We start from the raw sequence: 26,415 nt of genomic DNA on the forward strand, positions 1-26,415 counted from the left end.
CTCACGCGTACCTGTGCAGGTCACCGCGGGGAAACACGGCGGCCGCCGCATGACAACATAGGCACGTGCCGCGCAATTCGACGAAGCCGCCGCTGGTGACCATGATCGGCGGCGGACAGCTGGCGAGAATGACCCATCAGGCGGCCATCGCGCTCGGTCAGACACTGCGTGTGTTGGCCGTCACACCCGAGGATCCCGCGGCGCAGGTGACCCCCGACGTGGTCCTCGGCGCGCACGACGACCTGGATGCGCTGCGGCGTGCGGCGGTGGGCGCGGACGCGCTGACGTTCGACCACGAGCACGTGCCGACCGAAATGCTCGAGAAGCTGATCGCGGAGGGGGTGAACGTCGCGCCGCCGCCGACGGCGCTGATCCACGCCCAGGACAAGCTGGTGATGCGACGACGCCTGGCGGCGCTCGGTGCGCCGGTGCCGCGGTTCGCGGCTGTGACGTCGCCTGGTGACGTGGACGATTTCGCGGCCGGTTCGGATACCGCGCTGGTGCTCAAGATCGTGCGCGGGGGCTACGACGGGCGCGGCGTCACGCTGGCGCGCGACATCGTCCACGCGCGTGAGGCAGCCGCCGAGTACCTGGCGTCTGGGGCCGATGTCCTGGTCGAGGAGAAGGTCGAGATGCGGCGCGAACTCGCCGCGCTGGTGGCCCGTTCACCGTTCGGTCAGGGTGCGGCGTGGCCGGTGGTGCAGACCGTGCAGCGCGACGGCATCTGCGTGGAGGTGATCGCACCGGCTCCCGACCTCGCCGACGACGTCGCCGGTGCCGCAGGCGGTCTCGCGCTGCGTCTTGCCGAAGAGCTCGGCGTGGTCGGTGTGTTGGCGGTCGAACTGTTCGAGACAACCGACGGCGGGCTGCTGGTGAACGAGTTGGCGATGCGGCCCCACAATTCGGGGCACTGGTCGATGGACGGTGCGCGCACCAGTCAGTTCGAGCAGCATCTCCGTGCGGTGCTGGACTATCCGCTGGGGGAGACCTCACCGATCGCGCCGGTGACCGTCATGGCGAATGTGCTTGGCGCTCAAGAAACCCCGACGATGAGCATGGATGAACGAGTGCATCACCTGTTCGGGCGAATGCCAGAGGCCAAGGTGCATCTGTACGGCAAGGGCGAGCGTCCCGGTCGCAAGATCGGCCACGTCAACGTCCTCGGCGCGGCGTGGGGATCCCCGGACGACGCCGCATATGTCGCGGAGGTCCGGGAACGCGCGACGCGCGCGGCGCACTGGTTGTCGCATGCGGAATGGACCGACGGATGGAGTGGGCACCGATGAGCGCTTGCGCGAAGAGAGGCAACCATGAGTGACGGCACGACGCCACGCGTCGGCGTGATCATGGGCAGCGACAGCGACTGGTCGGTGATGGAGGACGCGGCACTTGCGCTGGCCGAGTTCGACATTCCGTTCGAGGTCGGCATCGTGTCCGCGCATCGCACGCCCGATCGGATGCTGGACTACGCGAAGTCGGCCGCCGCGCGCGGCATCGAGGTGATCATCGCCGGTGCCGGCGGAGCCGCGCACCTGCCGGGCATGGTGGCTTCGGCCACCCCGCTGCCCGTCATCGGCGTTCCGGTGGCCCTGGCCAAGCTCGACGGCCTCGATTCGCTGCTGTCGATCGTGCAGATGCCCGCCGGGGTGCCCGTGGCGACCGTGTCGATTGGTGGCGCCCGCAACGCCGGGCTGCTGGCCGTGCGGATTCTCGGCTCGTCGGATGCCGCACTGCGCAAGCGCGTCGAGGCTTTCCAGAGCGCGCTGTCGGACGTGGTGCTGCAGAAGGACGCGGCGCTGCGTGACCGTCTGCTCATCCGGGACGGTAAAGTTACCGACGAGTAGCAAGGAGTTGTCATGGCCATCGGAAACCCGTCGTTCGACGCTTTCAAGCTTTCTGACGAGCACACTGAGTTGCGCGCGGTGTTGCGCGACCTGTGCGACAAGGAGATCGCTCCGCACGCCGCGGACGTCGATGAGAAGGCGCGCTACACCGACGAAGCCGAAGCGGCGCTGACTGCGGCCGGAATGGCCGCGATCCACATCCCCGAGGAGTACGGCGGCCAGGGCGGCGATTCGGTGGCCGCCTGCATCGTCATCGAAGAGGTCGCGCGGGTGTGCGCGTCGTCGTCGCTGATCCCGATCTGCAACAAGCTCGGCACCATGGGCCTGCTGCTGCGGGGGTCCGAAGAGCTCAAGAAGCAGGTGCTGCCGAGCATCGGCGCGGGCGAGGCGATGGCGTCCTATGCGCTGTCGGAGCGTGAAGCCGGTAGCGATGCGGCGTCGATGCGGACCCGTGCGCGCCGTGACGGCGACGACTGGGTGCTCAACGGCACCAAGTGCTGGATCTCCAACGGCGGGCATTCCACCTGGTACACGGTGATGGCGGTGACCGATCCGGACAAGGGCGCCAACGGCATCTCGGCGTTCGTCGTGCACAAGGACGATCCGGGGTTCGCGGTCGGCGCCAAGGAACGCAAGCTGGGCATCAAGGGGTCCCCGACGACCGAGTTGTATTTCGAGGACTGCCGCATCCCCGGCGATCGGATCATCGGCGACGAGGGCAGCGGCTTCAAGACCGCGCTGGCCACTCTCGACCACACCCGCCCGACGATCGGCGCCCAAGCTGTCGGTATCGCTCAGGGCGCGCTCGAGGCCGCGATCGCATACACCAAGGAGCGCAAGCAGTTCCGTCAGCGCATCGCAGATTTTCAGGCGGTGCAGTTCATGCTCGCGGATATGGCGATGAAGATCGAGGCGGCCCGATTGATGGTGTACACCGCGGCCGCCCGCGCCGAACGTGGCGAGCCCGACCTCGGTTTCATCTCCTCGGCGTCCAAGTGCTACGCCTCCGACGTCGCGATGTCGGTGACGACCGATGCGGTGCAGCTGTTCGGCGGCTACGGCTACACGGTGGACTTCCCCGTCGAGCGGTTCATGCGCGACGCCAAGATCACGCAGATCTACGAGGGCACCAACCAGATTCAGCGTGTGGTGATGTCACGCGCACTGCTCAAGTAGGCATCAGCCGGCGTACTGGAGGAAGAACGCCATCCCCGCCTCGAGGTGATAGGTGTTGTGGCAGTGGGTGATCCATTTTCCGGGATTATCGGTGTCGAAGTCGACATCGACGGTCTGCAGCGGCGGCACCAGCACGGTGTCCTTGCGGGCCTTCGGGGTGTCACCGTTCATCACCTGGAACGTGTGGCCGTGCAGATGGAACGGGTGAAACATCATCGACTCGTTGATGTAGCGGATGCGGACCCGTTGGTTCGGCCTTACTGCCACCCCATCGCGCGGCGGGTCGTACAGCTTTCCGTTGATCGGCCAGTTGTAGCCGTCGACGGGTCCGGCCAGGCGGGCGTCGATGATCTGATCGGGTTCTTTCGCGGGCAGCGTCACCTCCGGCGCGGGTGACAGCGTCGCGGTGTCCAGCGGTGCCCGAGTACGCACCGACGCAACGAACTCGTCGACGTTCACCATGGCGGGCCTATTGTTGACCCGCATGTTCAGCTGGGCGTGGCCCGGCTTGCCGTAGGGCACGGCGACGACCGGCAGCGACTCGTTGACGGTGATGATCGCGTCGACCCGCTCGCCCATGCCGAGGATGACCGAGTCCGCCTGCACCGGTACCACCGGGTAGCCGTCGGTCTGGATGACCGTCATGGACGTGCCTGGCACCGCTACCCGGAACGCCGTGTCGGAGCCGGCGTTGATCACCCGCATCCGAATCCGTTGGCCCGTACGGTAATTCGCGACCTGCGGATCTTTCGCGACGCGACCGTTGATGATGAAGTAGGGGTAGGTGACGTCGCCGCCGTCTTGACCGAGCGGAGTCGCCGGAGTCACGCCAGGACCGCCGGGTTCCATCGGCTTCATCCCTGTCTTGCGCAGGTTCTCGAACACCCGGTCGGGGTTGGTGCCGGTGCCGTCGATCCAGTCGTCCAGCACGACAACGAGCTCGTCGTCGTAGTCGACCTTCGCGTCGGGGTCCTCGATGATGAGTGGCCCGTACAGGCCGCGGTCCAGTTGGGTGCCGACATGCGAATGGAACCAATACGTTCCGGCGTCGGGCACCACGAAGTCGTAGGTGAACGTCTGACCATTGGCCACCGCCGCCTGCGTCAGGGGCGGCACCCCGTCCATGTCGTTGACGATCGCGATGCCGTGCCAGTGCACCGTTACGCCCTGCGGCAGGGCATTGGTCAATTCGGCCCGGAGTCGCTCCCCCTTGCGCAGGCGAATTTCACGAGCGGGTACCTGGTTGTTGTAGGCCCAGGTGCGAAGCGTGACGCCGGCGAGGTCGATGTCGGTTTCACCGGCCGCCAGAGTGAGGTTCGCGGGTCCGGCTGACGGTGCCTTCGACTGCGAGCAGGCGGCGGCCACCCCCGCGAAGCCCATCGCGCCCACGACCATGAACTGCCGTCGACTGATCATGATTTTCAGCGTGGCACTGTTCGCTCAACCGCGGGTGATCTTCTCCATTTGTCTCCGGCGACCCATCACAGCGGCATCCTGATGCGCCACCTGCACCAGCGACGCACCGGCCGCGAAGACTGCCAGCAGATTCTCGGTCAGGTCGTTTGCGTTGGTCCAGTCGGCCGTCGACATCACGCGGTCGTCGGCGGTGAGACCCTGTGCGGCAGCGGACGCCTGCGCTCCGGCCAGCACGTCGTCCACCGACCGGCCGTCCAGTGCGGTACCGGGATGGCGTTCGGGGATGATCTGGTCGCCGTGTACACGCACCGCGGTGGCGTAGTCGGTCACGCCAACGGGTAGATCGGGCGCCGGCTTGCCGAACGGATCGAGCGACAGTACGGCGATCTCGCCCACTCCGACGGCGTCGTCGGCCTCGTCGAACCGGTCCGCGGTACACAACGCGATGTCGGCTTCTCCGGCGGTGACGACTTCGGCGCCGATCCACCAGATTCCGAACAGTACGGCCGCGGTCTGCCAGTGCGCGGGCAACAGCACCGCGACCCTGCTGGACGGCCCCGCGCCCAATTCGTCACGCAGCAGGTTGCCGGTCTTGGCCGCCCAGTTCCACAGTGTGGCGGTGGACAATTCGATGCGTTCACCGGTCGCATCGTCGTAGTAGGTGATCCGCGGACCGGCAGGATCGGACGCCATGAGCGGATCGAGAATCGCCGAACTGACTGTGCTCACAGCTAGTTGACGCACTCCGGGTCGTTCGAGCCGGCGGTGATGATCGGTGACGCCAGTGGGTCTTCCGCCGTGGAGCCGGCCGCGACGGGGTCGGCGGTGGTCAGCGTCGGGTCGATACCGTCGAGGCCCGAACCGGGACCCGTGTAATCGGCAGCGAGCACCACCCGCACCGAGCCGGGCGCCACCGACGCGTCCTCGACGATCGGCAGTCCGCCCAGATCCTTGGCAATCGCCTGCGCGCCGAGGTCATCGGCCTTGGCCGCCTGCACCTGGCTGCCCGTGACCGGGGCGCCTTCATGGTTTCCCGTGCTGCCGGGGGAGAAGCCCTTGTTGGTCAGCACCTGTGAGACCGCGGAGGCCAGACCGTTGACGTCGCTGGCGTTGACCACGTCGGCGGTCGTCTTCTCGGGCGTGTAGGCCAGTTCCTCGGTCTTGCCCTCGTCCTGGTCGTGCAGCAGGCTGTCGACCCAATCCTTGACCTCGCCGGCATCGATTCGCACCACGCTCTGCATGCCGTCGTCACTCCAACCGTTCTCCTGGAGCACGGGAATCGTGGCGAAGGCGACATTGCCCGCCGCAAGCTTCTGCAACTGTTCGGCGAATTCCATGACGTCCCAACCGTCGGACAGCACGACGGAGCGCTGTACCGCGTCCTCGAGCCGGTTCAGCGTCGCCGGGCTGGACAGTGTCTTGCTCGAAATGACTTCGTGGGCAAGCGATGCCATGACCGCCTGCTGGCGCACCACCCGGTCCAGGTCACCGCGGGGCAGGTCGTGACGTTGGCGAACGAAGCTCAGCGCTTGCGGACCGCTCAGCTTCTGCCAGCCGGCCGCGAAGTCGGCACCCGAAAGCGGTTCGTAGACAGGGTTCTTCAGGCAGACATTCACGCCGCCGAGGGCATCGGTGATGAGCGAGAACCCGAGCAGCCCGATCTCGGCGTAGTGGTCGACGGTGACGCCGGTCAGATTGGCGACCGTCTTGATCAACGCCTCGCGGCCTGCCTCGACGGCCTCCGGTTCCGCCTGCGCCTTCTCCAAACCGTCCTGTTCGACCAGCTCGACGAGCTTCTCGAAATGGGCCGAGCCGTAGACACCGTTGATCTTCATCTTGCCGACCCCGGGCGCCTCCACATAGGAGTCGCGCGGGATCGAGATCGCGGTGGCGGACTTACCGTTGTTGGGGATTCGCACCAGGATGATCGTGTCGGTATTGGTCGCCTCGTCATCGCCCGCCCGCAGCGTCGCGAGCTCTTCCTGGCTCAGCGGGTTTCCGTGCGCATCGGTGCGGCTGTCCACGCCGACCAGCAGGATGTCGATCGCACCGTCTTCACCGCCGCCGCCCAGCGAGATGGGGGAGATGTGATTGATGCCTGATTCGAACGATCGGATCTTGCCCCAGGCGACGCCGGTACCAACGACGATCGCCAGTGCCATCGACACGGCGATGACACGGAGAGTACGAGCGGGCATCAGCCCAGGTTACTTGCGATAAGGGCGCAGAGCCGGTAGCGCGGGTCGGCGTGCCAGACTCGTCACCATGGGTTTCCAAGAATCTGCCCGAATCGTTATCTCCGGCGCCGGTGGCATGGTCGGACGCGAATTGGCAGCTCAGGCGCGCAGTCGGGGCCGCGAAGTGCTGGCCCTGACCTCCTCTGAGTGGGATATCACCGACGCGCCGGCGGCCGAGCGTTTCATCGAATCCGGTGACGTGGTGATCAACTGTGCCGCCTACACCAAGGTCGACGCGGCGGAGTCCGACGAGGAGCGCGCCCACGCCGTCAACGCCGTGGGGCCCGCCAATATCGCGCACGCCTGCGCCCGCGCAGGAGCTGATTTCATCCACATCTCCACCGACTACGTCTTCTCCGGCCCGAAGCGCACCCCGTTCGAGATCGACGACGAGACCGCGCCGGTGGGCGTGTACGGCCGCACCAAACTCGCAGGCGAGTTCTCGGTGCTCGCCGCGATGCCCGATGCGCACATCGTCCGGACGGCGTGGATCTACGAGGGCGGCGACGGGGGTGACTTCGTGGCCGTGATGCGGCGTCTTGCCGCCGGAGATCAGACCGTGGACGTGGTGGCTGACCAGATCGGCTCGCCCACCTACGCCGCCGACCTGGTGGGCGCCCTGCTCGAGGTGGCAGAGGGAAACATTCGAGAGCCGGTCCTGCATGCCGCCAACGCGGGCGAAGCGAGCCGCTACGAGCAGGCACAGGCGGTCTTCGAGGCCGTGGGAGCCGATCCTGCCCGGGTGCGCCCCGTCGGCACCGACCGCCATCCGCGGCCCGCTCCGCGGCCGCAGTACTCGGCGCTGTCGGCCCGGCTGTCCGCCGATGCCGGGCTGACCCCGCTGCGGCCCTGGCGCGACGCGCTCGCCGCGGCGATCGCCGACCACAGCCCATTAACCTCTACGCCGTGAAGCATGAGTGGGTAGCCGTCGCGTGAGTGACGAGCTCGTAGTGGTCACGGTGACGTACTCGCCGGGGCCGCATCTGAACCGGTTCCTGGCGTCGCTGTCGCATGCCACCGATCGTGCGGTGACGGTCATCATGGCCGACAACGGGTCGACCGACGGCGCGCCTGAAGAAGCGCTGGCGCACTATTCCAACGTGCGCCTGTTGCGCACGGGAGCCAACCTGGGTTACGGCAGCGCGGTGAATCGTGCCGTCGACGAGTACCTGAAAGGTGACTTGGCTCAAGCGATCTCGGGGGACTCCGACTTTTTCATCGTTGCCAACCCCGACGTGCAGTGGGGCCCGCGCAGCATCGACATCCTCATCGACGCCGCATCCCGCTGGCCGCGCGCAGGTGCACTGGGGCCGATGATCCGCGACCCCGACGGCACGGTGTACCCGTCGGCGCGACATCTGCCCAGCCTGATCCGGGGCGGTATGCACGCGGTCGTCGGACCACTGTGGCGATCCAATCCGTGGACCGCGGCCTACCGGCAGGCCAGGGAAGCCCCTAGCGAACGCGCCGTCGGATGGTTGTCGGGGTCTTGCTTGTTGCTGCGGCGGGCTGCATTCGACGAGATCGCGGGGTTCGACGAACGCTATTTCATGTACATGGAGGACGTTGACCTGGGAGATCGTCTGGGACGCGCGGGCTGGCAGAATGTGTACGTGCCATCGGCGGAGATTTTGCACGACAAGGGCCACGCGACAGGGCGGGACCCAGCCCGCAACTTGGCCGCCCACCACACCAGTACCTACACTTTTCTCGCGGATCGCTATCCACACTGGTCACAGGGGCCTTTGCGGTGGACAATCAAGGCCGCTTTAGCTGCGCGCGCTGGCCTGGTCGTGCGCAATTCCCGGCGCAAACAGGCGAAGGGGGGTCGGGTCTGATGAACCCTGCGGATGTAGATGCCGTCATATTGGTCGGCGGTCTGGGTACCCGGTTGCGCCCATTGACGCTGTCGGCACCCAAACCGATGCTGCCGACCGCGGGTTTGCCGTTCCTCACCCACCTGCTGTCGAGGATCGCAGATGCCGGCATCGAGCACGTGGTGCTCGGCACGTCGTACAAGGCGGCGGTCTTCGAGTCGGAGTTCGGTGACGGGTCCAAGCTCGGGTTGCAGATCGAATACGTCGTCGAGACCGAGCCGCTGGGCACCGGCGGCGGCATCGCCAACGTGGCGTCCAAGCTGCGGCACTCCAATGCGCTGGTTTTCAACGGCGATGTGTTGTCCGGCGCTGATCTGCGCGCGCTGCTGGACAGCCACGAGAACAACGACGCCGATGTCACCCTGCATCTGGTTCGCGTCGGCGATCCTAGGGCATTTGGTTGTGTGCCAACGGATTCCGATGGTGTCGTCACCGCGTTCCTGGAGAAGACGCAGGACCCGCCGACAGATCAGATCAACGCCGGATGTTACGTGTTCAAGCGCGAGGTCATCGATCGCATCCCGAAGGGACGTGCGCTGTCCGTCGAACGCGAGGTGTTCCCGGGCCTGCTCGCCGACGGCCTCCGGGTGTGTGGCTACGTCGACTCCACGTACTGGCGGGACATGGGGACACCCGAGGATTTCGTGCGCGGCTCGGCCGATCTGGTCCGCGGTATCGCGCCGTCACCCGCGCTGCACGGGCACCGCGGCGAGGAGCTCGTCCACGACGGGGCGAGCGTCGCGCCAGGTGCGCTGCTCATCGGCGGCACTGTCGTCGGCCGAGGCGCCGAGATCGCCGGTGGTGCACGTCTGGACGGTGCGGTGATCTTCGACGGCGCCAAGATCGGAGCAGGAGCGGTGATCGAGCGGTCGATCATCGGCTTCGGAGCGCGCATCGGACCTCGCGCCCTCATCCGCGACGGCGTGATCGGCGACGGCGCCGACATCGGTGCACGCTGCGAGCTGTTGCGCGGTGCGCGGGTGTGGCCGGGGGTCACGATCCCGGATGGCGGCATCCGCTACTCGACGGACATCTGACCGCGCCGAGCGGCGGCCGCCAACTGAGTGAGGCCGAAGTCGACGTCGTCCGGCAATGAGTCCAGTCGCCACCACCGAAGGTCCAGTGACTCGTCGCTGCGCGCGATTTCCGCACCTGCGGGCGCGCGCACAATGAACTGCATATCGAGGTGACGGGTCGGCACGCCCAGCGAACAAGTGACCGGGTGTACGTGCAGCGCGGCCAGCACCGGATCGATCTGCAGACCGTCGATGCCCGACTCCTCGGTGGCCTCCCTCAGCGCGGCGGCGACGATGTCGGCGTCGGATTCCTCGCAATGCCCGCCCAGTTGCAGCCACCGGCCGAACCGTGGGTGGAGCGTGAGTAGCGCGTGGGTTCCGGTGTGGTCGAGCACCAGGGCCGAACCGGTCACGTGCCCCGGCTCGCACGACCGCAGACAGCCGTCGTGTCGCGCGGCCAGAAACGTCAGCACGGCATGGCGCAGCGAGTCCTGGCCGGGATCGGGTGCATGCCATTCGGTCAACGCGTGGACCGCCGATGCGTGCAGGGTCACTTGCGCACCAGCAGATCGTCGGTCGGCACCGGATCGCGTGGACCCGGCTGCTCGGGCGGGAAACCGATCGCGATGGCGCCCAACGGCTCCCAATCGGCTGGCAGGTCGAGCTCGTCGCGCACCAGATCGGCGGCGAAGATCGTGGACCCGATCCAGCAGCTGCCCACACCGCGCACCGCCAGCGCTACCAGCAGGGCCTGCACGGCGGCCCCGACCGCGACGGTGAACATCGTGTGCTCGGCAGCGGTGCGGTCGGCGTCTGGATAACTGTGCGCACCGTCAGGCACCATGAACGGGATGACGAGTTCTGGTGCGTCGTAGAGGATCTGGCCACGGTCGACGCGGCGTTCGACGGTATCGGCCGGTCGGCCATCGCCGGTGAGATCCGCGCGCCACTTCGCCTTCATTCGATCCAGAAGTGCCAGCCGCGTGTCCGGGTCCTGCATCCACACGAACCGGACCGGCCGGGTGTGGTGCGGTGCTGGAGCGGTGAGCGCTTCGCCGATCGCGGTCTCGATCAGCTCGGGTGGAACGTCCTCGTCGGTGAAGGTGCGTACCGACCGACGCAACAACTGCGCCTGACTGCGACCGAGCGCAATGGCCTCCTCGGTGCCCAGCCAGAACAGATCATCCTCTCCGGCGCGCACCAGGCGACGGGCATTGGACCCGTCATCCGGCAGGGACAACCCGCGCACCACTGCGACCGGGATACCGGTCAGCTTGCCTTTGACGAGATCGGCGGCCGCGGCGATCTCGTCGGCGATCGCGATCTCGGTGACGATCAACTCGTTGCCGTGCCGGTCGCGCGACCCTTCGTAGCCGTGCAGCACCCGCAGTCCGGCGGCGCCGATCGCGACGTCGGTCTGCCCGTTGCGCCACGCACGTCCCATGGTGTCGGTGACCACCACCCCGACGGTGACTCCGAGGCGTTTGCGCAAACCGCTTCGCAACGCCGCAGCGCTGGCATCGGGATCCGTCGGCAACAAGGCGAGTTCTGCCGAGTCGACATTGGAACCGTCCACCCCGGCCGCTGCCTGTACCAGGCCGATCGCGTTCTCGGTGATCAGTGTTCTGCCCTTGCGAGCCAGTACCCGCACGGCTTCGGCGTCGATCAGCTGGCGTCGCAGGATATCTCGCTGTTCGGCGTCGACGGGTGCATCGACGATACGGCCCTCGCATTTGGACATCACCTTGCTGGTGACCACAAGGATGTCGTCGTCGCGGAGCCAGGGTGCGGCCGAGGCGATCGCCTCGGCAAGGTCGTCGCCTGGGCGAAATTCGGGCAGCCCTGGCACAGGCAGGATTTCGACGGCTGCCGCGGATCCGTGTTCGGTCATCGCCGTGGATCCACTTTCAGCCCGGCGACCTCCACTCCGGTGCGCACCATGTCGGCGGTCGTCGCCGGATCCTTCATCAACAGTGGTACGGCGCGCACCTCGACACCGTCGATCTCGGCGTGATCGCCTTCGTGGATCAACCAGGCGTCGAGGATGCCGGTGCCACTGCGCGCCCCGTAGTGCATTCCGACTGCTTCAGAGGTGCTGTCCACACCGATGACAGACAGACATTCGTCGGCCATGCCGCGCAACGGCTTACCGTCGATGATCGGGGAGTAGCCGATGACCCGTGCCGACGTCGTGCGCAGCGCGCCGCGAATGCCGGGGATGTTCAAGATCGATCCGATGCTCACCACCGGATTGGATGGGGCAATCAGCACGACGTCGGCGGTTTCGATGGCTTCGACGACGTCGGGACCGGCATTCGCCGCCTCGGCACCGACGAACGCGAAACTGTGGGTGGGTACCTGCGCGCGGTATCGCACCCACCATTCCTGGAAGTGGATCGCCTTCTTCTCGCCGTCCTCGGGATCGGTGATCACGACATGGGTTTCGCTGCGGTCGTCGCTCGCGGGTAACAATCGTGCACCGGGTGACCAACGGCCACATAACGCCTCGGTCACCTGTGACAGCGGATAGCCGGCACGCAACATCTGGCTGCGCACGAGGTGGGTGGCGAGGTCGCGGTCGCCGAGGCCGAACCAGTCGGGCTGCACACCGTAAGCGGCGAGTTCTTCCTTGGCATGCCAGGTTTCGTTGCGATGACCCCAACCGCGTTCGGGGTCGATGCCTCCGCCCAGCGTGTACATGCAGGTATCGAGGTCCGGGCAGATCCGTACCCCGAACATCCAGGCGTCGTCGCCGACGTTGACGACGGCGGTCAACTCGTGTGCCGACGTCCCGGAATCCTGGAATTGGCCCAGCCCCAACAGGTGCTGTACGCCGAGCAGGAAGCGGGCGCCGCCTACCCCGCCGACCAGAACCGTGACTTTCACAGTGACCGACACTAGGCCGTCGCGCGCGATCGGGGGGCACGTGGCCGAGGGGTGTGACAGACACGCCGATATTCCGACGCGCCGAATTCCGGTCACGGAATGGTATGAATTTCTGTTCCAACGCTTGACCGCGGCCGCTAGCGCGTGTGTAATCACACCAGTGTCATTTCGCGGTTGGCCAGCCGGTTTCGGTGTCGCAGACCGAGATTCGATCATATGTTCGAATCTGAAATGGCCACACAGTAAATAGTGGGGCTCAAGTTTCGGATCTACGACATCAGGTGAGGAGGCGGAAAATGTCTTTTGAGTACAGCGATTTCGATCATGCGGTTCGGTTCGACGACCGACTGCTCGGCTCAGTTGACAGCGCGCCGCACACCAATACCGGGCCGGCACCGTTCGAGACGCCGCGGCGTCCCCAGTTAAGTCTGGTGCCTGCCCCGATTGATGTGCCGTCGGCAATACCGGCAATGCCGGCAATGCTGACGCCGGAGGACGACCTCTGGCAAGAGAAGGCGCTCTGCGCGCAAACCGACCCCGAGGCGTTCTTCCCCGAGAAGGGCGGCTCAACTCGTGAGGCCAAGCGCATTTGCCTGGGCTGCGAGGTGCGCGACGCGTGCCTCGACTATGCGCTGGCCCATGACGAGCGCTTCGGTATCTGGGGCGGGCTCTCCGAGCGTGAGCGCCGTCGCCTCAAGCGCGGCGTGATCTAGGCGAGTTGTTCACTCGTCCTCGATAGTGGGGTCGATAACGGAGGGTTCGACACCCAGATAAGTGGCTACTTGTGCCACCAGGACTTCGTGCAGCAGCTCCGAGAGTTCGGCGGTGTCTTTCGCCCGTCGTTCGATCGGCTTGCGGAACAACATAATTCGCGCCCGAGTGGCGTTGCCGCGGACATCGACGCCCGCGGGGATCAGCCGGGCCAGGGCCACCGGCCCGTCGGCGATGACTTCGGGCGGCCATTGCACGCTCTCGGGATCCTTCGGCGCGATGCGGGGGATTTCGTCGACTGCGATGTCCAGCGTCGAGACCCGATCCTGCCACCGGCGTTCGATCGGCTCGTAGGCCTCGAGCACCGCCATGTCGAACAGTTCGGCGCGGCTGCGCCAGCCTGGCACGGTCGGTGGAAGGAGCGGCCCGCGCATGTCGCGGCCGCGGCGTGATCGGTGGTGTCCGCGTTCGGCCACGGAGCGATCGTAACGGTTGAAGATCGACCCTCCGAAGGCGCGCGTGTCCGGCGGCTTGCGCCGTTTGCGCACGATAACCTCTCGCTGTGAACGTTCCCCGTCGCTGCTGCCGGCCCGGGTGCCCCCACTATGCGGTCGCGACGCTGACATTCGTCTACTCCGACTCGACGGCAGTCGTCGGCCCGCTGGCCACGGTGTCCGAGCCCCACTCGTGGGATCTCTGCGTCCTGCACGCCGGCCGGATCACCGCGCCTCGCGGATGGGAGCTGGTTCGCCACGCAGGTCCACTGCCGTCGCACCCCGACGAGGACGATCTGGTGGCGCTCGCCGACGCGGTGCGCGAAGGACGCGATATGGCGCCGCCGATCAACGGAGTCGCCGCAGGGTTTTCCGATCCGGTGACCGGTGTGTCCGGCGGCGCGCTGATGGCACCGCCGGCCCGCAGGTCCGAGTCCAACGGGCGCCGACGGGGCCACCTGCGGGTGTTGCCCGACCCGCCTGAATAGCCGAGCGCTCGGCGAGGGCTAGCGCACATGCCTCTTTCATTCGACGGTTAGGCTGGCGCCAGTAGCCCACGTCACAAGGAGTTGTATGTCCCGGCCTGCCGCGGCTGTCCATCGCGTCATCAAGGCGTATGACGTGCGCGGCCTGGTCGGCGAAGAGATCGACGAGGATTTCGTCCGCGACGTCGGCGGCGCGTTCGCTCGGCTCATGCGCGGTGAGAACGCCACCCAGGTGGCGATCGGCTACGACATGCGAGACAGCTCACCGTCGCTCGCGGAGGCATTCGCCGAGGGTGTGGTCGCGCAGGGCCTCGACGTGGTGCGCGTCGGCCTGGCGTCCACCGATCAGCTGTACTTCGCCTCAGGTCTGCTGGACTGTCCGGGCGCAATGTTCACCGCGAGTCACAACCCGGCCGCCTACAACGGCATCAAGCTGTGCCGCGCAGGCGCCAAGCCCGTCGGCAAGGACACCGGGCTGATGGCCATCAGCGAGGACGTGATCGCCGGGATACCGGCGCACGACGGGCCGCGTGGCTCGAAATCGGACCGCGATGTCCTGACGGATTACGGCGACTTCCTGCGATCACTGGTCAGCCTGGCCGGGTTGCGACCGCTGAAGGTCGCCGTCGACGCCGGCAACGGAATGGCGGGCCACACGGCGCCGGCGGTGCTGGGTTCGATTGCAGGGATCACGCTCGCTCCGTTGTTCTTCGAACTCGACGGCACGTTCCCGAATCACGAAGCCAATCCACTGGACCCGGCGAACCTCGTCGACCTGCAAGCGCACGTCCTAGCCAGCGGTGCCGACATCGGGCTGGCGTTCGACGGCGACGCTGACCGCTGCTTTGTGGTCGACGAGCTGGGTAAGCCGGTTTCGCCGTCGGCGGTGACCGCGTTGGTCGCCGCGCGCGAACTCGGTCGCGAGATCGGCGCGACGGTGATTCACAACTTGATCACCTCAAGGGCCGTGCCGGAACTCGTGGCTGAACGGGGCGGCACCCCGTTACGTTCGCGCGTCGGACACTCCTACATCAAGGCGCTGATGGCCGAGACCGGGGCGATTTTCGGGGGCGAGCATTCAGCGCACTACTACTTCCGCGACTTCTGGGGCGCCGATTCCGGCATGCTGGCGGCGCTGCACGTCCTGGCCGCGCTCAGTGAGCAGGACCGGCCGCTGTCCGACCTGATGGCCGACTACCAACGCTACGAAGCGTCGGGCGAGGTCAACTTCACGGTCACCGACGCCGAAGCGTGCATCGACCGGGTGCTGTCCTCCTTCGCGGCCCGCGTCCACTCGATTGACCACCTCGACGGAGTGACCGTCGATCTGGGCGACGGATCCTGGTTCAACCTGCGGATGTCCAACACCGAGCCGTTGTTGCGGCTCAACGTCGAGGCGCGGACCACGGAAGAGGTCGACGCGATCGTCGAACAGATCGGGGCACGGATCTCCGCGCCAACTGAGGCGGCCTCCGAGGTGCCCAAGTGAACGCCACCCACTCTCTCGTCGACCTCGACGACGTGGAAGGACTGCTGGCCGCCGACCGCGACGGATCGCTGCGCGCGGCCGCGATGGCCGGCGCGCAGGTGCGCGCCACCGCCGCCGCGCTCGACGAGGGCGAACTTGATCCGCTGCGAAGCACCGAGCCCCCGCGCACCGTGATCTGGGTGGCCGGTCGCGGAAATGCCGAAGCGGCAGGGTCATTGCTCGCCGCTGCGCTGGGTGGTTCGGTCGCCGCACCGATCGTCGTCGCCCCTGAGGTGCCGCCGTGGATCGGCGCGCTGGACGTGCTGATCGTGGCCGGCGACGATCCCGGCGATCCCGCTTTGGTGGCGGCCGCTGCCACCGGAGTGCGTCGCGGCGCCCGCGTCGTCGTCGTTGCGCCCTACGAGGGGCCGTTGCGCGACGCCACCGCGGGACGATCCGTCGCACTGGCCCCGCGGGTGTGGGTGCCCGATGAATTCAGCTTCTCCCGTTATCTGGCCGCCGGCCTGGCGACACTGCACATGGTCGACCCGGGGCTACGGGTGGACCTGGCGGCGCTGGCCGACGAGCTGGACTCAGAAGTGTTGCGCAACAGCGCTACTCGGGAGCTGCTTACGAATCCCGCGAAGGCGTTGGCCGAGCGGATGTCGGGCGCCCAGGTCGTCATCGCCGGCGACAACGCGGCGACGCTGGTGTTGGCGCGGCACGTCGCGGCCGTCATGTTGCGGGTCGCTCATCGGGCGGTGGCCGCGGTGGGCCTGGCCGAGGCGATGGTGGCGCTGCGCGGCGGAATGGGGGAGGCATCCGCCGCCGATCGCGAGCAGTCGATATTCCATGACGAGCAGATCGACGGCCCGCTGCCGCCACGGGTTCGGACCTTTGTGCTCGCCACCGATGCCGAACGAGCCGTAGTCGCCGCCAGGGTCGCCGGGCTGGACGGCGTCGACGTGATCCACGCCGAGGATGTGCCGGAGACGCTCGAAGCCTCTGACATCGAGCGCCTGCCTGCCGCTCCGACCAGTCCAGGCCGCCTGGAAGAGCAGCTGGCGATGCTGGCTGTCCGGATGGAGATGGCGGCCGTCTATCTGAAGCTGGTTCGAGGTTGAGCAAGTGAACTTGCTACGTGGAGCGGTGCGGACCTATGCCTGGGGGTCACGGACCGCGATCGCTGATTTCACCGGACGGCCAAGCCCGACAATGCATCCGGAGGCCGAGCTGTGGTTCGGGGCTCATCCGGGCGATCCCGCGTGGCTGGATACCGAAGAGGGCGAACGGTCGTTGCTTGACACGTTGCGCGATGATCCCGAGGGGCAGCTCGGGCCCGGTGTGCGCACCAGATTCGGTGACACGCTTCCGTTTCTGCTCAAGGTGCTCGCGGCCGACGAGCCGCTGTCGCTGCAGGCGCATCCGAGTGCGCGGCAGGCGGCGGAGGGCTTCGCCCGCGAGGACCGATTGGGGATCCCCGTCAACGCACCCAATCGCAACTACCGCGACCCCAGCCACAAGCCCGAAATCCTGGTCGCTCTGGGGGAATTCGATGCGCTTGCGGGATTCCGGCCCCCCGAGCGCACCGTCGAGCTGTTGCGTGCGCTCGCGGTGACCGATCTCGACCCGTATGTGGCCCTGCTGGCGGGTCAGGCCGACGAGTTCGGATTGCGGGCACTGTTCACCACGTGGATCACCGCACCGCAGCCAGATCTCGACGTACTGGTGCCCCAGGTGATCGAGGGCGCGATCCACTATGTGCGTTCGGGTAACAAGACATTCGCGGCCGAGGCAAGGACGGTACTCGAACTCGGCGAGCGTTACCCGGGTGATGCAGGTGTGCTGGCCAGCCTGCTGCTCAACCGCATCACCCTGCAGGCCGGCGAAGCCATCTATCTGCCCGCCGGCAACCTGCACGCGTATCTGCACGGCGTTGGCCTCGAGGTGATGGCCAACTCGGACAACGTGTTGCGCGGTGGACTCACCCCGAAGCACGTCGACGTGCCCGAACTGCTGCGCGTGCTCGACTTCACGCCTGCCAGCGAGGATTTGATCCGCCCCACGACCACAAGGGACGGAATGGAATTGGTGTACAACACACCGGCTCCGGAGTTCGCGGTGTCAGAGCTGCGCATCGACGGCGAGCATGTCGGTCACGAGATCGACGCGCCGAGCCGCCATGACGGGCCGCAGATCCTGTTGTGCACCGAGGGGTCGGCGGTGGTCTACGCCAAGGGCGGCATGGTCACATTGCAGCGCGGATCGGCCGCGTGGGTGGCGGCCGACGAGGGGCCGATCCGCCTGACCGCCGAGGCTCCGACGAAGCTCTTCAGGGCCACCGTCGGAATCTAGCGGCGTCACGCCGAGCTATCGACCGGCGACCAGCTCCTGATCGGGCCTTGAGCGGGCCCGACGCTTCTCGGCAAGGAGCGCCCGCATGTTGTGCCGGATGGTGCGGCCGACCAGGCGCGCCGACGGCACCATGTACAGGCTGTCGAGCAGGCTGAATCGGCGCAGAAACCACTCGGCCAGAACGGGATCCGTCTCGGCAGCCCCGAGGAACTGGTCGAAGAGCGCGCCCACCGGCTTGTACCAGAACGGCACCTTGTCGGTTGTGGTGGCGTCGTGCAGCGCCAGGTCGCCGATCACCGTCATCATCCACACCGGGTACGTCGTCTTGGCCGTGGCTTTCGCGAGTTGCTTCGCGACGTCCGGAACGCCCGACTCGAGGGTCTTGCGCAGGTTGCCCGCTTGGATCGCAGTCATGGTCATGCCCTGCCCGAACGTCGGGTTGAAGCTGACGACGGCGTCGCCGAACGGGACGATGCCCTCGGGAAAGCTTTGCAGCTTGTCGTAGCGACGCCACCGGCTGGTCGGGTATTTGTGAAACGCCATCTCGCCGAGCGGGGTGCCCCGCCGTAGCGCGGATGAAAAATGCTCGGGCAGGATCTCGTCGACCAGGTCGCACATCTGCGCAAAGTTCTGCGGCGGCTCGGCCTTGGCGATACCGAAGGCGGTCACGTTCCAGACGCCGTCTTCGTAGAACAGCGCGCCTACGCCGACCGGATGCTCATGGGACGCACCCGCCACCACAACCTTTTCGGCGACAAGGCCGTCAGGAACCCGCACGCGTTGGCTGGCGTACGCGATGCCCACGTCGACGGTTTCCTCGCGGGGTCGCGGATAGCCCCACTTTTCCAGCCACACCGGCAGGCGGGTGCCCCGGCCCGTCGCGTCGACGACGAGGTCGGCCGGCACGACCTCGCCCGAGTTGAGCAGTACGCCGGTGACGCGGCGGCGCGCACCGTCGTACGTGGCCTCGGTGATCGTCGCGTGCACGATCTTGACGTTCTCGATCGCCATGACGCGCCGCCGGATCTGCCACTCCAGCATCGGCCTGCTCGGCACGTAGGCGGTGAACTCGTCCTGCAGTCGGTGTGCGGTCCCCAGCACGTGACCTGCGGCGCCGAAGTGGATGCAGTCGGGCCGGTTCTCGAGAATCGGCACGCCGTCGGCGACCATGTCTTCGAGCAAGCCCGGGAAGTGGCTCTCGAATTCCTGAGCTCCCCGTGCCATCAGCAGGTGGACGTGCCTGCCCTGCGGGACGGCCGTCCGGTTGGCCGGGCCGTCCGGCAGTCCGTCACGCTCGTAGACCGTCACGCGCTCGCTGACATCGGAGAGCACCCGCGCTGCGCACAGGCCTCCCAGGCTGGCGCCGATGACGGCTACGTGTTTATAACTCCGCCCCATTGGGTGGACAGTACTCGGTACATTCCCGAGACGGACCACGGGAGGAACGCCGATGCCAAGGCGAACGAAGTCGGTTGAGCAGTCGATCGCGGACACCGACGAACCGGAAACTCGCCTGCGAAAAGATCTGAACTGGTGGGACCTCACCGTCTTCGGTGTCTCCGTGGTCATCGGCGCCGGCATCTTCACGATCACGGCGTCAACGACGGGAAACATCACGGGTCCTGCGATTTCGATCTCGTTCGTCTTCGCCGCGATCGCGTGCGGTCTGGCCGCGCTGTGCTACGCCGAGTTCGCCTCGACGGTGCCGGTGGCGGGCAGTGCCTACACGTTCTCCTATGCGACGTTCGGCGAGTTCGTCGCGTGGATCATCGGCTGGGATCTGATCCTCGAATTCGCGGTGGCGGCCGCAGTCGTGGCCAAGGGCTGGTCCAGTTATCTGGGCACGGTGTTCGGCTTCGGCGGTGGCACGGCGGATCTGGTTGGGCTGCAAGTGGATTGGGGCGCGCTCCTGATCATCGTCTTCGTGACGGTGATCTTGGCGTGGGGCACCAAACTCTCCGCGGAAGTCAGCCTGGCGATCACGGTGATCAAGGTGGCGGTCGTGCTGCTCGTCGTGACCGTCGGCGCGTTCTACATCAAGGCGGAGAACTTCACCCCGTTCGTCCCTCCCGCGCAGGCAGGCGAAGGTGGTTCCGGCACCGATCAGTCGCTGTTCTCCCTGCTGACCGGCGCCGGAGGTAGTACGTACGGCTGGTACGGCGTACTGGCCGGTGCGTCCATCGTGTTCTTCGCGTTCATCGGCTTCGACATCGTCGCCACCACGGCCGAGGAAACCAAGAATCCGCAGCGTGACGTGTCGCGCGGCATCCTTGCCTCGTTGGCGATCGTCACCGTCCTCTACGTCGCGGTGGCCATCGTGATCTCGGGCATGGTGAACTACACCGAGTTGCGCGAGGCGGGTGAAAAGGCGAACCTCGCAACCGCATTCGCCGCCAACGGCATCGACTGGGCGGCGAAGATCATCTCGATCGGCGCGCTGGCGGGACTCACCACAGTGGTGATCGTGCTGGTGCTGGGACAGACCCGTGTGCTGTTCGCGATGGCGCGGGACGGGCTGTTGCCGCGGTCGCTGGCCAAGACCGGAAAGCACGGCACGCCGGTTCGGATCACCCTGATCGTCGGTGCGCTGGTGGCGGTCACGGCAACGGTGTTTCCGATCGACAAGCTCGAGGAGATGGTCAACATCGGCACGCTCTTCGCATTCGTGCTGGTGTCCGCCGGGGTGATCGTCCTGCGTCGCACCCGCCCAGATCTCGAACGCGGCTTCCGCGCGCCGGGCGTGCCGTTGCTGCCGATCGCGGCGATCGTCGCGTGCGTCTGGTTGATGCTCAACCTCACGGCGTTGACCTGGATCCGATTCCTCATCTGGATGGCGCTTGGCGTCGTCATCTATTTCATCTACGGGCGCAGGCACTCGCTGCTCGCTCATCGGGAGTCGACTGCGAATTCGGCGCGCTGATCAACCGTGGCGGTTCGTTCGCGCGCCCGATTCGCAAGATAGAGAACCGCCGAGGGGCTCCGTCCGTCTGATCAATCGTGCTCAACGATTATTTGCGACGCCACGACGGCGTCATCACTCTTGATCAGGCGCGCGCGGCCGGACTCAGCGCGCGGGTCGTTCAGCGCAGGCTGAAGTCGGGCGATTGGGTTCGCTGCAGTCGTGGCGTGTACTTCGTCAACGACCGGCCGTTCTCCGACGCCGCACGCATCCGTGCGGCGGTGTGGGGCTACGGGGTCGGTGCCGCAGCCAGCGGTCTGACGGCCGCGTGGTGGCATGCTTTGACCCGGTTCGCACCCGAAATCGCCGAAGTGACCGTGCCGCGGGACAGTCACGGTCGCCGTCATACAGACACCAGGGTGCGCCGCCGCAGCCTCGACGAGTGCGACATTGTCGAACGTCGTGGACTGCGAGTGACGTCGCTGCCGTTGACCGTCGTCGAGGCCGCCGCCAAGCGCGGCGGTGGACCGAAGCTGATGGACAACGCGTTGCAGCGCCATGTTGATCTCAACAGCTTGTGGCACGCCCACCTTCGCAATAAAGGCCGAACAGGTGCACCACGCTCGCGGCGACTCCTGCAGGCGGCCTCCGACGGATCGCGGTCCGTCGCCGAGCGACTGCTGATCAAAATCCTGAACGACGCAGGCATCACGGGATGGAAGGCGAACTACCGAGTCGGGGACTACCGCGTCGACGTGGGGTTTCCCGGTCCGCGGGTGGTCCTCGAAGTCGACGGGATGGCCTTCCACACCGGCGCCGAGGAGTTCCAGATCGACCGTCAGCGTCAGAACGCCATCGTGCTCAACGGATGGCAGGTGCTGCGCTTCACCTGGCTGGACCTCACCGAGTACCCCGATCGGGTGGTAGCCGTCATTCGAGCTGCGATTTCGGCGCGCTGACGCACCGCCATGGTCGCTCAGCGCGCCCGATTCGTCGTCAGTGCTTTACAAAACATGAGTCTGTGTCTAGACAGACGACAAAACTGGCTCTATAGTCAAGTTCAGTCGTGATGGCACTCACATGAGGAGGCACCTTAGTGACCATGCAGATGTCCGAGCTCGAGATCGAACAGTGGCGCGACAAGAAGCGCTATCTGTGGTTGATGGGGCTGATCGCCCCGACCGCACTGTTCGTGGTGATGCCGCTGGTGTGGGCGTTCAACCAGTGGGGCTGGCATGGCGCGGCGCAGGTGCCGTTCTGGATCGGCCCGATCCTGCTGTACATCCTGTTGCCCGCCCTGGATCTGCGGTTCGGACCCGACGGTCAGAACCCGCCCGACGAGGTGATGGAGCGACTCGAGAACGACAAGTACTACCGCTACTGCACCTACATCTACATCCCGTTCCAGTACGCCAGCGTCATCTTCGGTGCGTACTTGTTCACGGCCTCGAACTTGAGCTGGCTCGGATTCGACGGCGGGCTGGCGTGGCCGGCCAAGATCGGCCTCGCGCTGTCGGTCGGGATGCTCGGTGGGGTGGGCATCAACACCGCGCACGAGATGGGGCACAAGAAAGACGAGCTCGAGCGGTGGCTGGCGAAAGTCACGCTGGCCCAAACGCTTTACGGCCATTTCTACATCGAGCACAACCGGGGTCACCACGTTCGCGTCGCCACTCCGGAAGATCCCGCCTCGGCTCGCTTCGGTGAGACGTTCTGGGAGTTCCTGCCGCGCAGTGTGTGGGGGAGCGCGAAGTCCTCGTGGGAGCTGGAGGCCAAGCGGCTCGAGCGTGCAGGCAAGAGCAAGTGGCACTGGTCCAACGACGTGCTCAACGCCTGGGCGATGTCGGTCGTGTTCTACGGCGTGCTGATCGCGGTTTTCGGCGCGGCGCTCATTCCCTACATCCTCATCTCGGCGGTGTTCGGTTTCACGCTGCTCGAGACGGTGAACTACCTCGAGCACTACGGGTTGCTGCGGCAGAAGACCGAAAGCGGCCGCTACGAGCGGTGCGCACCGGTGCACAGCTGGAACTCCGATCACATCGTGACCAACCTGTTCCTGTATCACCTGCAGCGGCACAGCGATCACCACGCCAACCCGACGCGTCGGTATCAGACGTTGCGCAGCATGGAGGGTGCGCCGAACCTGCCCAGCGGCTACGCGTCGATGATCGGGCTGACGTACTTCCCGCCGCTGTGGCGCAAGGTGATGGATCACCGGGTGCTCGATCACTACGACGGCGACATCACCCGGGTCAACATCCACCCGCGCGTCCGCGACAAGGTGCTGGCCAAATATGGAGCGGCAGAGGCCGCCGCATGAGCGCCTACCGTTGCCCCGGCTGCGACTACGTCTACGACGAGACGAAAGGTGCACCGCGGGAAGGGTTTTCCGCGGGCACCGCATGGAACGACATCCCCGACGAATGGTGCTGCCCCGACTGCGCCGTACGCGAGAAGGTCGACTTCGAAGAGATAGGAGCGAGGAAATGAGCGACTACAAACTGTTCATCTGCGTGCAGTGTGGATTCGAGTACGACGAGGCGAAGGGTTGGCCGGAGGACGGCATTGCCCCCGGGACGCGTTGGGACGACATCCCCGACGACTGGAGTTGCCCGGACTGCGGGGCCGCGAAGTCCGACTTCGAGATGGTGGAGGTGGCACGTTCGTGACCGTTAGTGTCGCGAGGGTGAGAAGCTCTCGCGACCGCCGGACCGCGCAGCGCATCCCGTACGCCGAAGCGTCGAGGGTGTTGCTGCGCGATTCGATTCTGGACGGCATGCGCGAGGAACTGCTCAGCCGGGACTGGTCGGCGATCACGCTGTCGCACGTCGCCAAGGCCGCGGGTATCAGCCGCCAGACCATCTACAACGAGTTCGGCTCGCGCCAAGGGCTGGCGCAGGCGTACGCGCTGCGCCTGGCCGACCGGCTCGTCGACCAGATCGACGACGCGATCGTCGGCAACGAGGGCGACGTGCACGCGGCCTTCGTCCAGGGCTTTCGCGACTTCTTCACCGAATCGGCCGCCGATCCGCTGGTGATCTCGCTACTGACCGGTGACTTCAAACCCGATCTGCTCCAGCTGATCACCACCGACAGCGGTCCGATCATCACGCACTGCTCTCAGCGACTGACTGCGACGTTCGTCGACAGCTGGGTCAGATGCGGCGATGAGGACGCGGGAGTGCTGGCGCGGGCGATCGTCCGCCTCGCCATGAGCTACGTGTCGATGCCGCCCGAAGCGGACTCCGCCACGTCGCCGGCCCGCGGGCACGACGTCGCATCTGACCTGGCCCGTTTGATGACGCCGTTCGCCGAACGCTACGGTGTTGGGGATACCTCTTAGCTGTCAGAGCGCCTTCGTCGTTTCAAATGCACGAGCGCCTGTCCCGCGAGCCCGCAGGCCGAGGGGTTGGCTGGGCACATCTGTGCCCCCAGAGGCAAAGACGAACGAAGAAGGGCTCTAGAAATCCATGACTGAGTTGAAGGTCGACGTCCGCAACGGCATCGATTACAAGGTGGCCGACCTGTCGCTGGCCGAGTTCGGCCGCAAGGAAATCCGGTTGGCCGAGCACGAGATGCCCGGGCTGATGGCGCTTCGCCGCGAGTACCACGATGTGCAGCCGCTCAAGGGTGCGCGCATCTCGGGCTCGCTGCACATGACGGTCCAGACCGCCGTGCTGATCGAGACCCTGGTCGCGCTCGGCGCCGAGGTGCGGTGGGCGTCATGCAACATCTTCTCCACCCAGGACCACGCGGCGGCGGCCGTCGTCGTCGGACCGAACGGGACTCCCGAGGAGCCCAAGGGCACTCCGGTGTTCGCCTGGAAGGGCGAGACGCTCGAGGAGTACTGGTGGGCCGCAGAGCAGATGCTCACCTGGGAGGGTGAGCCCGCCAACATGATCCTCGACGACGGTGGCGACGCGACCATGCTGGTGCTGCGCGGTGCGCAGTATGAGAAGGCCGGCGTGGTCCCGCCCGCCGAGGACGACGACTCGGCCGAGTGGAAGGTCTTCCTGAACCTGGTGCGGACGCGGTTCGAGACCGAGAAGGACAAGTGGACGAAGATCGCCGAGGCGGTCAAGGGCGTCACCGAGGAGACCACCACCGGCGTGCTGCGCCTGTACCAGTTCGAGGCGGCCGGTGACCTTCCCTTCCCCGCGATCAACGTCAACGACTCGGTCACCAAGTCCAAGTTCGACAACAAGTACGGCACCCGGCACTCACTGATCGACGGCATCAACCGTGGCACCGATGTGCTGATCGGTGGCAAGGCCGCCCTGGTCTGCGGTTACGGCGACGTGGGTAAGGGCTGCGCCGAGGCCCTCAAGGCTCAGGGCGCCCGAGTCGCGGTCACCGAGATCGACCCGATCAACGCGCTGCAGGCGTTGATGGATGGCTTCGAGGTCAAGTCGGTCGAAGAAGCGATCGGCTGGGCGGACATCGTCATCACGGCGACCGGTAATCAGGGCATCATCACCCTCGAGCACATGAAGGCCATGAAGCACCAGGCGATCCTGGGCAACATCGGTCACTTCGACGACGAGATCGAGATGGCGCGCCTGGAGCGCTCGGGCGCCACCCGGATCAACATCAAGCCGCAGGTCGACGAGTGGGTCTTCGGCGATTCCGGTAAGTCGATCATCGTGCTGTCCGAGGGCCGCCTGCTCAACCTCGGAAATGCGACCGGCCACCCGTCGTTCGTGATGAGCAACAGCTTCTCCAACCAGGTGATCGCGCAGATCGAGCTGTGGACGAAGAACGACGAGTACGACAACGCGGTCTACCGCTTGGCCAAGCACCTCGATGAGAAGGTCGCGCGGATCCACGTCGAGGCACTCGGCGGCACGCTGACCAAGCTCACCAAGGAGCAGGCGGAGTACATCGGCGTGGACGTCGAAGGTCCGTACAAGCCGGAGCACTACCGCTACTGAGATCCACTCGCCAAAGCGAAGCCCCTGACACATTCGTGTCAGGGGCTTTTGCTCTGCGCGGTCAGGGATTGACGATCGAGCCGCAATGATTCTTGATGTCCATCAACGGCTGACGGATGCCGGTCATCTCCGCCTTCTCCTGCGGATGAGTCTCCATGTAGCTCGTGACGTGCTCGGCGACCTGTTCGCGGGACAGGCCAGAAAGCGTGTTCATGAAGCCGTTCAGGTCGGGGTGGGTGAACAGATAGGCCGACGTCGACGCATCCACCCCTGCCCGGACACCTTCGAGGTCGGCCGTGGTGCAGCTGGGCGGATTCATCCCGTTGTCCGCCAACGCGATAGGGGATACGCCAAGCAGTGCGGCGCACGAAGCCGCGCCGGCGAACAGGGGAATCGCCAGCCGGCGTGCGGTCTGAACGTTGAGCATCGAAAAACTCCTCATGTCTTACGGAGGTGCGGCTGTCTGTTGCCAGTCTGGGGTTTGCCGTCTGCCGGTGCGTGGTTTCCCAAGGCCTTGCACAGGAAACCGACAGTGGCCGCACATCTGCCCCGCCCGCGACATAACCGAACTTATTGGCTGACAAGACTTGCCGTCGGCCATACCGATTCTGTTACGGTCC

At 66.2% G+C, this 26,415-nt stretch carries 27 protein-coding genes; 18 read left to right on the forward strand and 9 right to left on the reverse strand.

All coding sequences use genetic code 11. The annotated features are described in order from the left end of the window. Positions 1-65 precede the first annotated feature (65 nt). Genes BST47_RS08235 through BST47_RS08245 form a run of 3 tightly spaced genes read left to right on the forward strand, consistent with a single transcriptional unit; the run spans position 66 to position 3,020 of the window. Positions 66-1,286 (forward strand): 5-(carboxyamino)imidazole ribonucleotide synthase, encoded by a 1,221-nt coding sequence (locus tag BST47_RS08235; RefSeq protein WP_272937631.1) that lies wholly within the window; start codon positions 66-68, stop codon positions 1,284-1,286. 24 nt (positions 1,287-1,310) lie between these two features. Further along, entirely contained in the window at positions 1,311-1,844 is a 534-nt protein-coding gene (purE, locus tag BST47_RS08240) for a 5-(carboxyamino)imidazole ribonucleotide mutase (protein WP_083124993.1), read from the forward strand. A 12-nt stretch (positions 1,845-1,856) separates the two neighbouring features. Next, complete coding sequence (locus tag BST47_RS08245; RefSeq protein WP_083124994.1) at positions 1,857-3,020, forward strand: acyl-CoA dehydrogenase; 1,164 nt, start codon at positions 1,857-1,859, stop codon at positions 3,018-3,020. Between the two features lie 3 nt (positions 3,021-3,023). Here BST47_RS08245 and BST47_RS08250 read toward each other — a convergent pair whose 3' ends face one another. Genes BST47_RS08250 through BST47_RS08260 form a run of 3 tightly spaced genes read right to left on the reverse strand, consistent with a single transcriptional unit; the run spans position 3,024 to position 6,634 of the window. Further along, entirely contained in the window at positions 3,024-4,436 is a 1,413-nt protein-coding gene (locus tag BST47_RS08250; protein ID WP_083124995.1) for a multicopper oxidase family protein, read from the reverse strand. 24 nt (positions 4,437-4,460) lie between these two features. Continuing rightward, positions 4,461-5,129 carry a TIGR03089 family protein gene (locus BST47_RS08255; protein ID WP_207568571.1) on the reverse strand — a complete coding sequence of 223 codons (669 nt, stop codon included), beginning with the start codon at positions 5,127-5,129 and terminating at the stop codon, positions 4,461-4,463. A 38-nt stretch (positions 5,130-5,167) separates the two neighbouring features. Further along, positions 5,168-6,634 (reverse strand): LCP family protein, encoded by a 1,467-nt coding sequence (locus BST47_RS08260; RefSeq protein WP_083124997.1) that lies wholly within the window; start codon positions 6,632-6,634, stop codon positions 5,168-5,170. A gap of 67 nt (positions 6,635-6,701) precedes the next feature. Here BST47_RS08260 and rfbD point away from each other — a divergent pair, with 67 nt between their 5' ends. Genes rfbD through manB form a run of 3 tightly spaced genes read left to right on the forward strand, consistent with a single transcriptional unit; the run spans position 6,702 to position 9,587 of the window. Further along, positions 6,702-7,583, forward strand: coding sequence for a dTDP-4-dehydrorhamnose reductase (gene rfbD, locus BST47_RS08265; protein ID WP_083124998.1), 882 nt, complete (start codon positions 6,702-6,704; stop codon positions 7,581-7,583). 22 nt (positions 7,584-7,605) lie between these two features. Next, positions 7,606-8,511 (forward strand): glycosyltransferase family 2 protein, encoded by a 906-nt coding sequence (locus BST47_RS08270; RefSeq protein ID WP_083125136.1) that lies wholly within the window; start codon positions 7,606-7,608, stop codon positions 8,509-8,511. Further along, positions 8,508-9,587, forward strand: a complete 1,080-nt coding sequence (manB, locus tag BST47_RS08275) for a mannose-1-phosphate guanylyltransferase ManB (protein ID WP_083125137.1) — start codon at positions 8,508-8,510, stop codon at positions 9,585-9,587. Before BST47_RS08270 ends, manB begins: the two co-directional genes overlap by 4 nt. On the opposite strand, the gene BST47_RS08280 is transcribed toward manB, so the two are convergent. The 3 genes from BST47_RS08280 to cofD are packed head-to-tail and all read right to left on the reverse strand — an operon-like array spanning position 9,569 to position 12,452. Continuing rightward, positions 9,569-10,120 carry an NUDIX hydrolase gene (locus BST47_RS08280; RefSeq protein ID WP_083124999.1) on the reverse strand — a complete coding sequence of 184 codons (552 nt, stop codon included), beginning with the start codon at positions 10,118-10,120 and terminating at the stop codon, positions 9,569-9,571. The genes manB and BST47_RS08280 overlap by 19 nt on opposite strands. Beyond that, a complete protein-coding gene (locus tag BST47_RS08285; RefSeq protein ID WP_083125000.1) occupies positions 10,117-11,457 on the reverse strand; it encodes a coenzyme F420-0:L-glutamate ligase in 1,341 nt (446 codons plus the stop codon). The genes BST47_RS08280 and BST47_RS08285 overlap by 4 nt, the downstream gene beginning before the upstream one ends. Then, entirely contained in the window at positions 11,454-12,452 is a 999-nt protein-coding gene (gene cofD, locus BST47_RS08290) for a 2-phospho-L-lactate transferase (protein WP_083125138.1), read from the reverse strand. Before cofD ends, BST47_RS08285 begins: the two co-directional genes overlap by 4 nt. Positions 12,453-12,748: 296 nt before the next feature. Between cofD and BST47_RS31580 the strand changes: the two genes are divergently transcribed. Further along, a complete protein-coding gene (locus tag BST47_RS31580) occupies positions 12,749-13,165 on the forward strand; it encodes a WhiB family transcriptional regulator (RefSeq protein WP_083125001.1) in 417 nt (138 codons plus the stop codon). A gap of 9 nt (positions 13,166-13,174) precedes the next feature. On the opposite strand, the gene BST47_RS08300 is transcribed toward BST47_RS31580, so the two are convergent. Then, entirely contained in the window at positions 13,175-13,597 is a 423-nt protein-coding gene (locus BST47_RS08300) for a metallopeptidase family protein (protein ID WP_083125139.1), read from the reverse strand. Between the two features lie 128 nt (positions 13,598-13,725). On the opposite strand from BST47_RS08300, the gene BST47_RS08305 reads away from it, so the two are divergent. The 4 genes from BST47_RS08305 to manA all read left to right on the forward strand — a co-directional run bounded on the left by BST47_RS08305 (position 13,726) and on the right by manA (position 17,965). Continuing rightward, positions 13,726-14,145 (forward strand): DUF3499 domain-containing protein, encoded by a 420-nt coding sequence (locus BST47_RS08305; protein ID WP_083125002.1) that lies wholly within the window; start codon positions 13,726-13,728, stop codon positions 14,143-14,145. An 85-nt stretch (positions 14,146-14,230) separates the two neighbouring features. After that, positions 14,231-15,631, forward strand: a complete 1,401-nt coding sequence (locus BST47_RS08310; protein WP_083125003.1) for a phosphomannomutase/phosphoglucomutase — start codon at positions 14,231-14,233, stop codon at positions 15,629-15,631. After that, positions 15,628-16,734: a TobH protein gene (locus BST47_RS08315; RefSeq protein WP_083125004.1), complete on the forward strand. Its 1,107-nt coding sequence runs from the start codon at positions 15,628-15,630 to the stop codon at positions 16,732-16,734. Before BST47_RS08310 ends, BST47_RS08315 begins: the two co-directional genes overlap by 4 nt. Before the next feature lie 4 nt (positions 16,735-16,738). Then, entirely contained in the window at positions 16,739-17,965 is a 1,227-nt protein-coding gene (gene manA / locus BST47_RS08320; RefSeq protein ID WP_083125005.1) for a mannose-6-phosphate isomerase, class I, read from the forward strand. Between the two features lie 15 nt (positions 17,966-17,980). Here manA and BST47_RS08325 read toward each other — a convergent pair whose 3' ends face one another. Next, on the reverse strand, positions 17,981-19,363 hold the full coding sequence (locus tag BST47_RS08325) for an FAD-dependent oxidoreductase (protein WP_083125006.1): 1,383 nt from the start codon (positions 19,361-19,363) through the stop codon (positions 17,981-17,983). A gap of 52 nt (positions 19,364-19,415) precedes the next feature. Between BST47_RS08325 and BST47_RS08330 the strand changes: the two genes are divergently transcribed. From BST47_RS08330 to ahcY, 7 genes are all read left to right on the forward strand, one after another. Then, positions 19,416-20,885: an amino acid permease gene (locus tag BST47_RS08330; RefSeq protein WP_083125007.1), complete on the forward strand. Its 1,470-nt coding sequence runs from the start codon at positions 19,416-19,418 to the stop codon at positions 20,883-20,885. Between the two features lie 77 nt (positions 20,886-20,962). Next, on the forward strand, positions 20,963-21,823 hold the full coding sequence (locus BST47_RS08335) for a type IV toxin-antitoxin system AbiEi family antitoxin domain-containing protein (protein WP_083125008.1): 861 nt from the start codon (positions 20,963-20,965) through the stop codon (positions 21,821-21,823). 149 nt (positions 21,824-21,972) lie between these two features. Further along, on the forward strand, positions 21,973-23,184 hold the full coding sequence (locus tag BST47_RS08340; protein WP_083125140.1) for an alkane 1-monooxygenase: 1,212 nt from the start codon (positions 21,973-21,975) through the stop codon (positions 23,182-23,184). Then, on the forward strand, positions 23,181-23,354 hold the full coding sequence (locus BST47_RS08345) for a rubredoxin (protein WP_083125009.1): 174 nt from the start codon (positions 23,181-23,183) through the stop codon (positions 23,352-23,354). The genes BST47_RS08340 and BST47_RS08345 overlap by 4 nt, the downstream gene beginning before the upstream one ends. Next, on the forward strand, positions 23,351-23,533 hold the full coding sequence (locus BST47_RS08350; RefSeq protein ID WP_046185478.1) for a rubredoxin: 183 nt from the start codon (positions 23,351-23,353) through the stop codon (positions 23,531-23,533). Before BST47_RS08345 ends, BST47_RS08350 begins: the two co-directional genes overlap by 4 nt. Beyond that, the gene (locus BST47_RS08355; protein WP_083125010.1) at positions 23,530-24,207 is read left to right on the forward strand and encodes a TetR/AcrR family transcriptional regulator; all 678 of its coding nucleotides are present in this window, start codon (positions 23,530-23,532) and stop codon (positions 24,205-24,207) included. The genes BST47_RS08350 and BST47_RS08355 overlap by 4 nt, the downstream gene beginning before the upstream one ends. Positions 24,208-24,334: 127 nt before the next feature. Continuing rightward, positions 24,335-25,795 (forward strand): adenosylhomocysteinase, encoded by a 1,461-nt coding sequence (gene ahcY, locus BST47_RS08360; RefSeq protein WP_083125011.1) that lies wholly within the window; start codon positions 24,335-24,337, stop codon positions 25,793-25,795. A gap of 61 nt (positions 25,796-25,856) precedes the next feature. Here the strand turns inward: ahcY and BST47_RS08365 are convergent, their stop codons facing one another. Continuing rightward, positions 25,857-26,222, reverse strand: a complete 366-nt coding sequence (locus tag BST47_RS08365; RefSeq protein ID WP_083125012.1) for a heme-binding protein — start codon at positions 26,220-26,222, stop codon at positions 25,857-25,859. Between the last annotated feature and the right edge of the window lie 193 nt (positions 26,223-26,415).

Source organism: Mycolicibacterium tusciae, from assembly GCF_002086795.1.
GTDB classification, from domain to species: Bacteria; Actinomycetota; Actinomycetes; order Mycobacteriales; family Mycobacteriaceae; genus Mycobacterium; species Mycobacterium tusciae.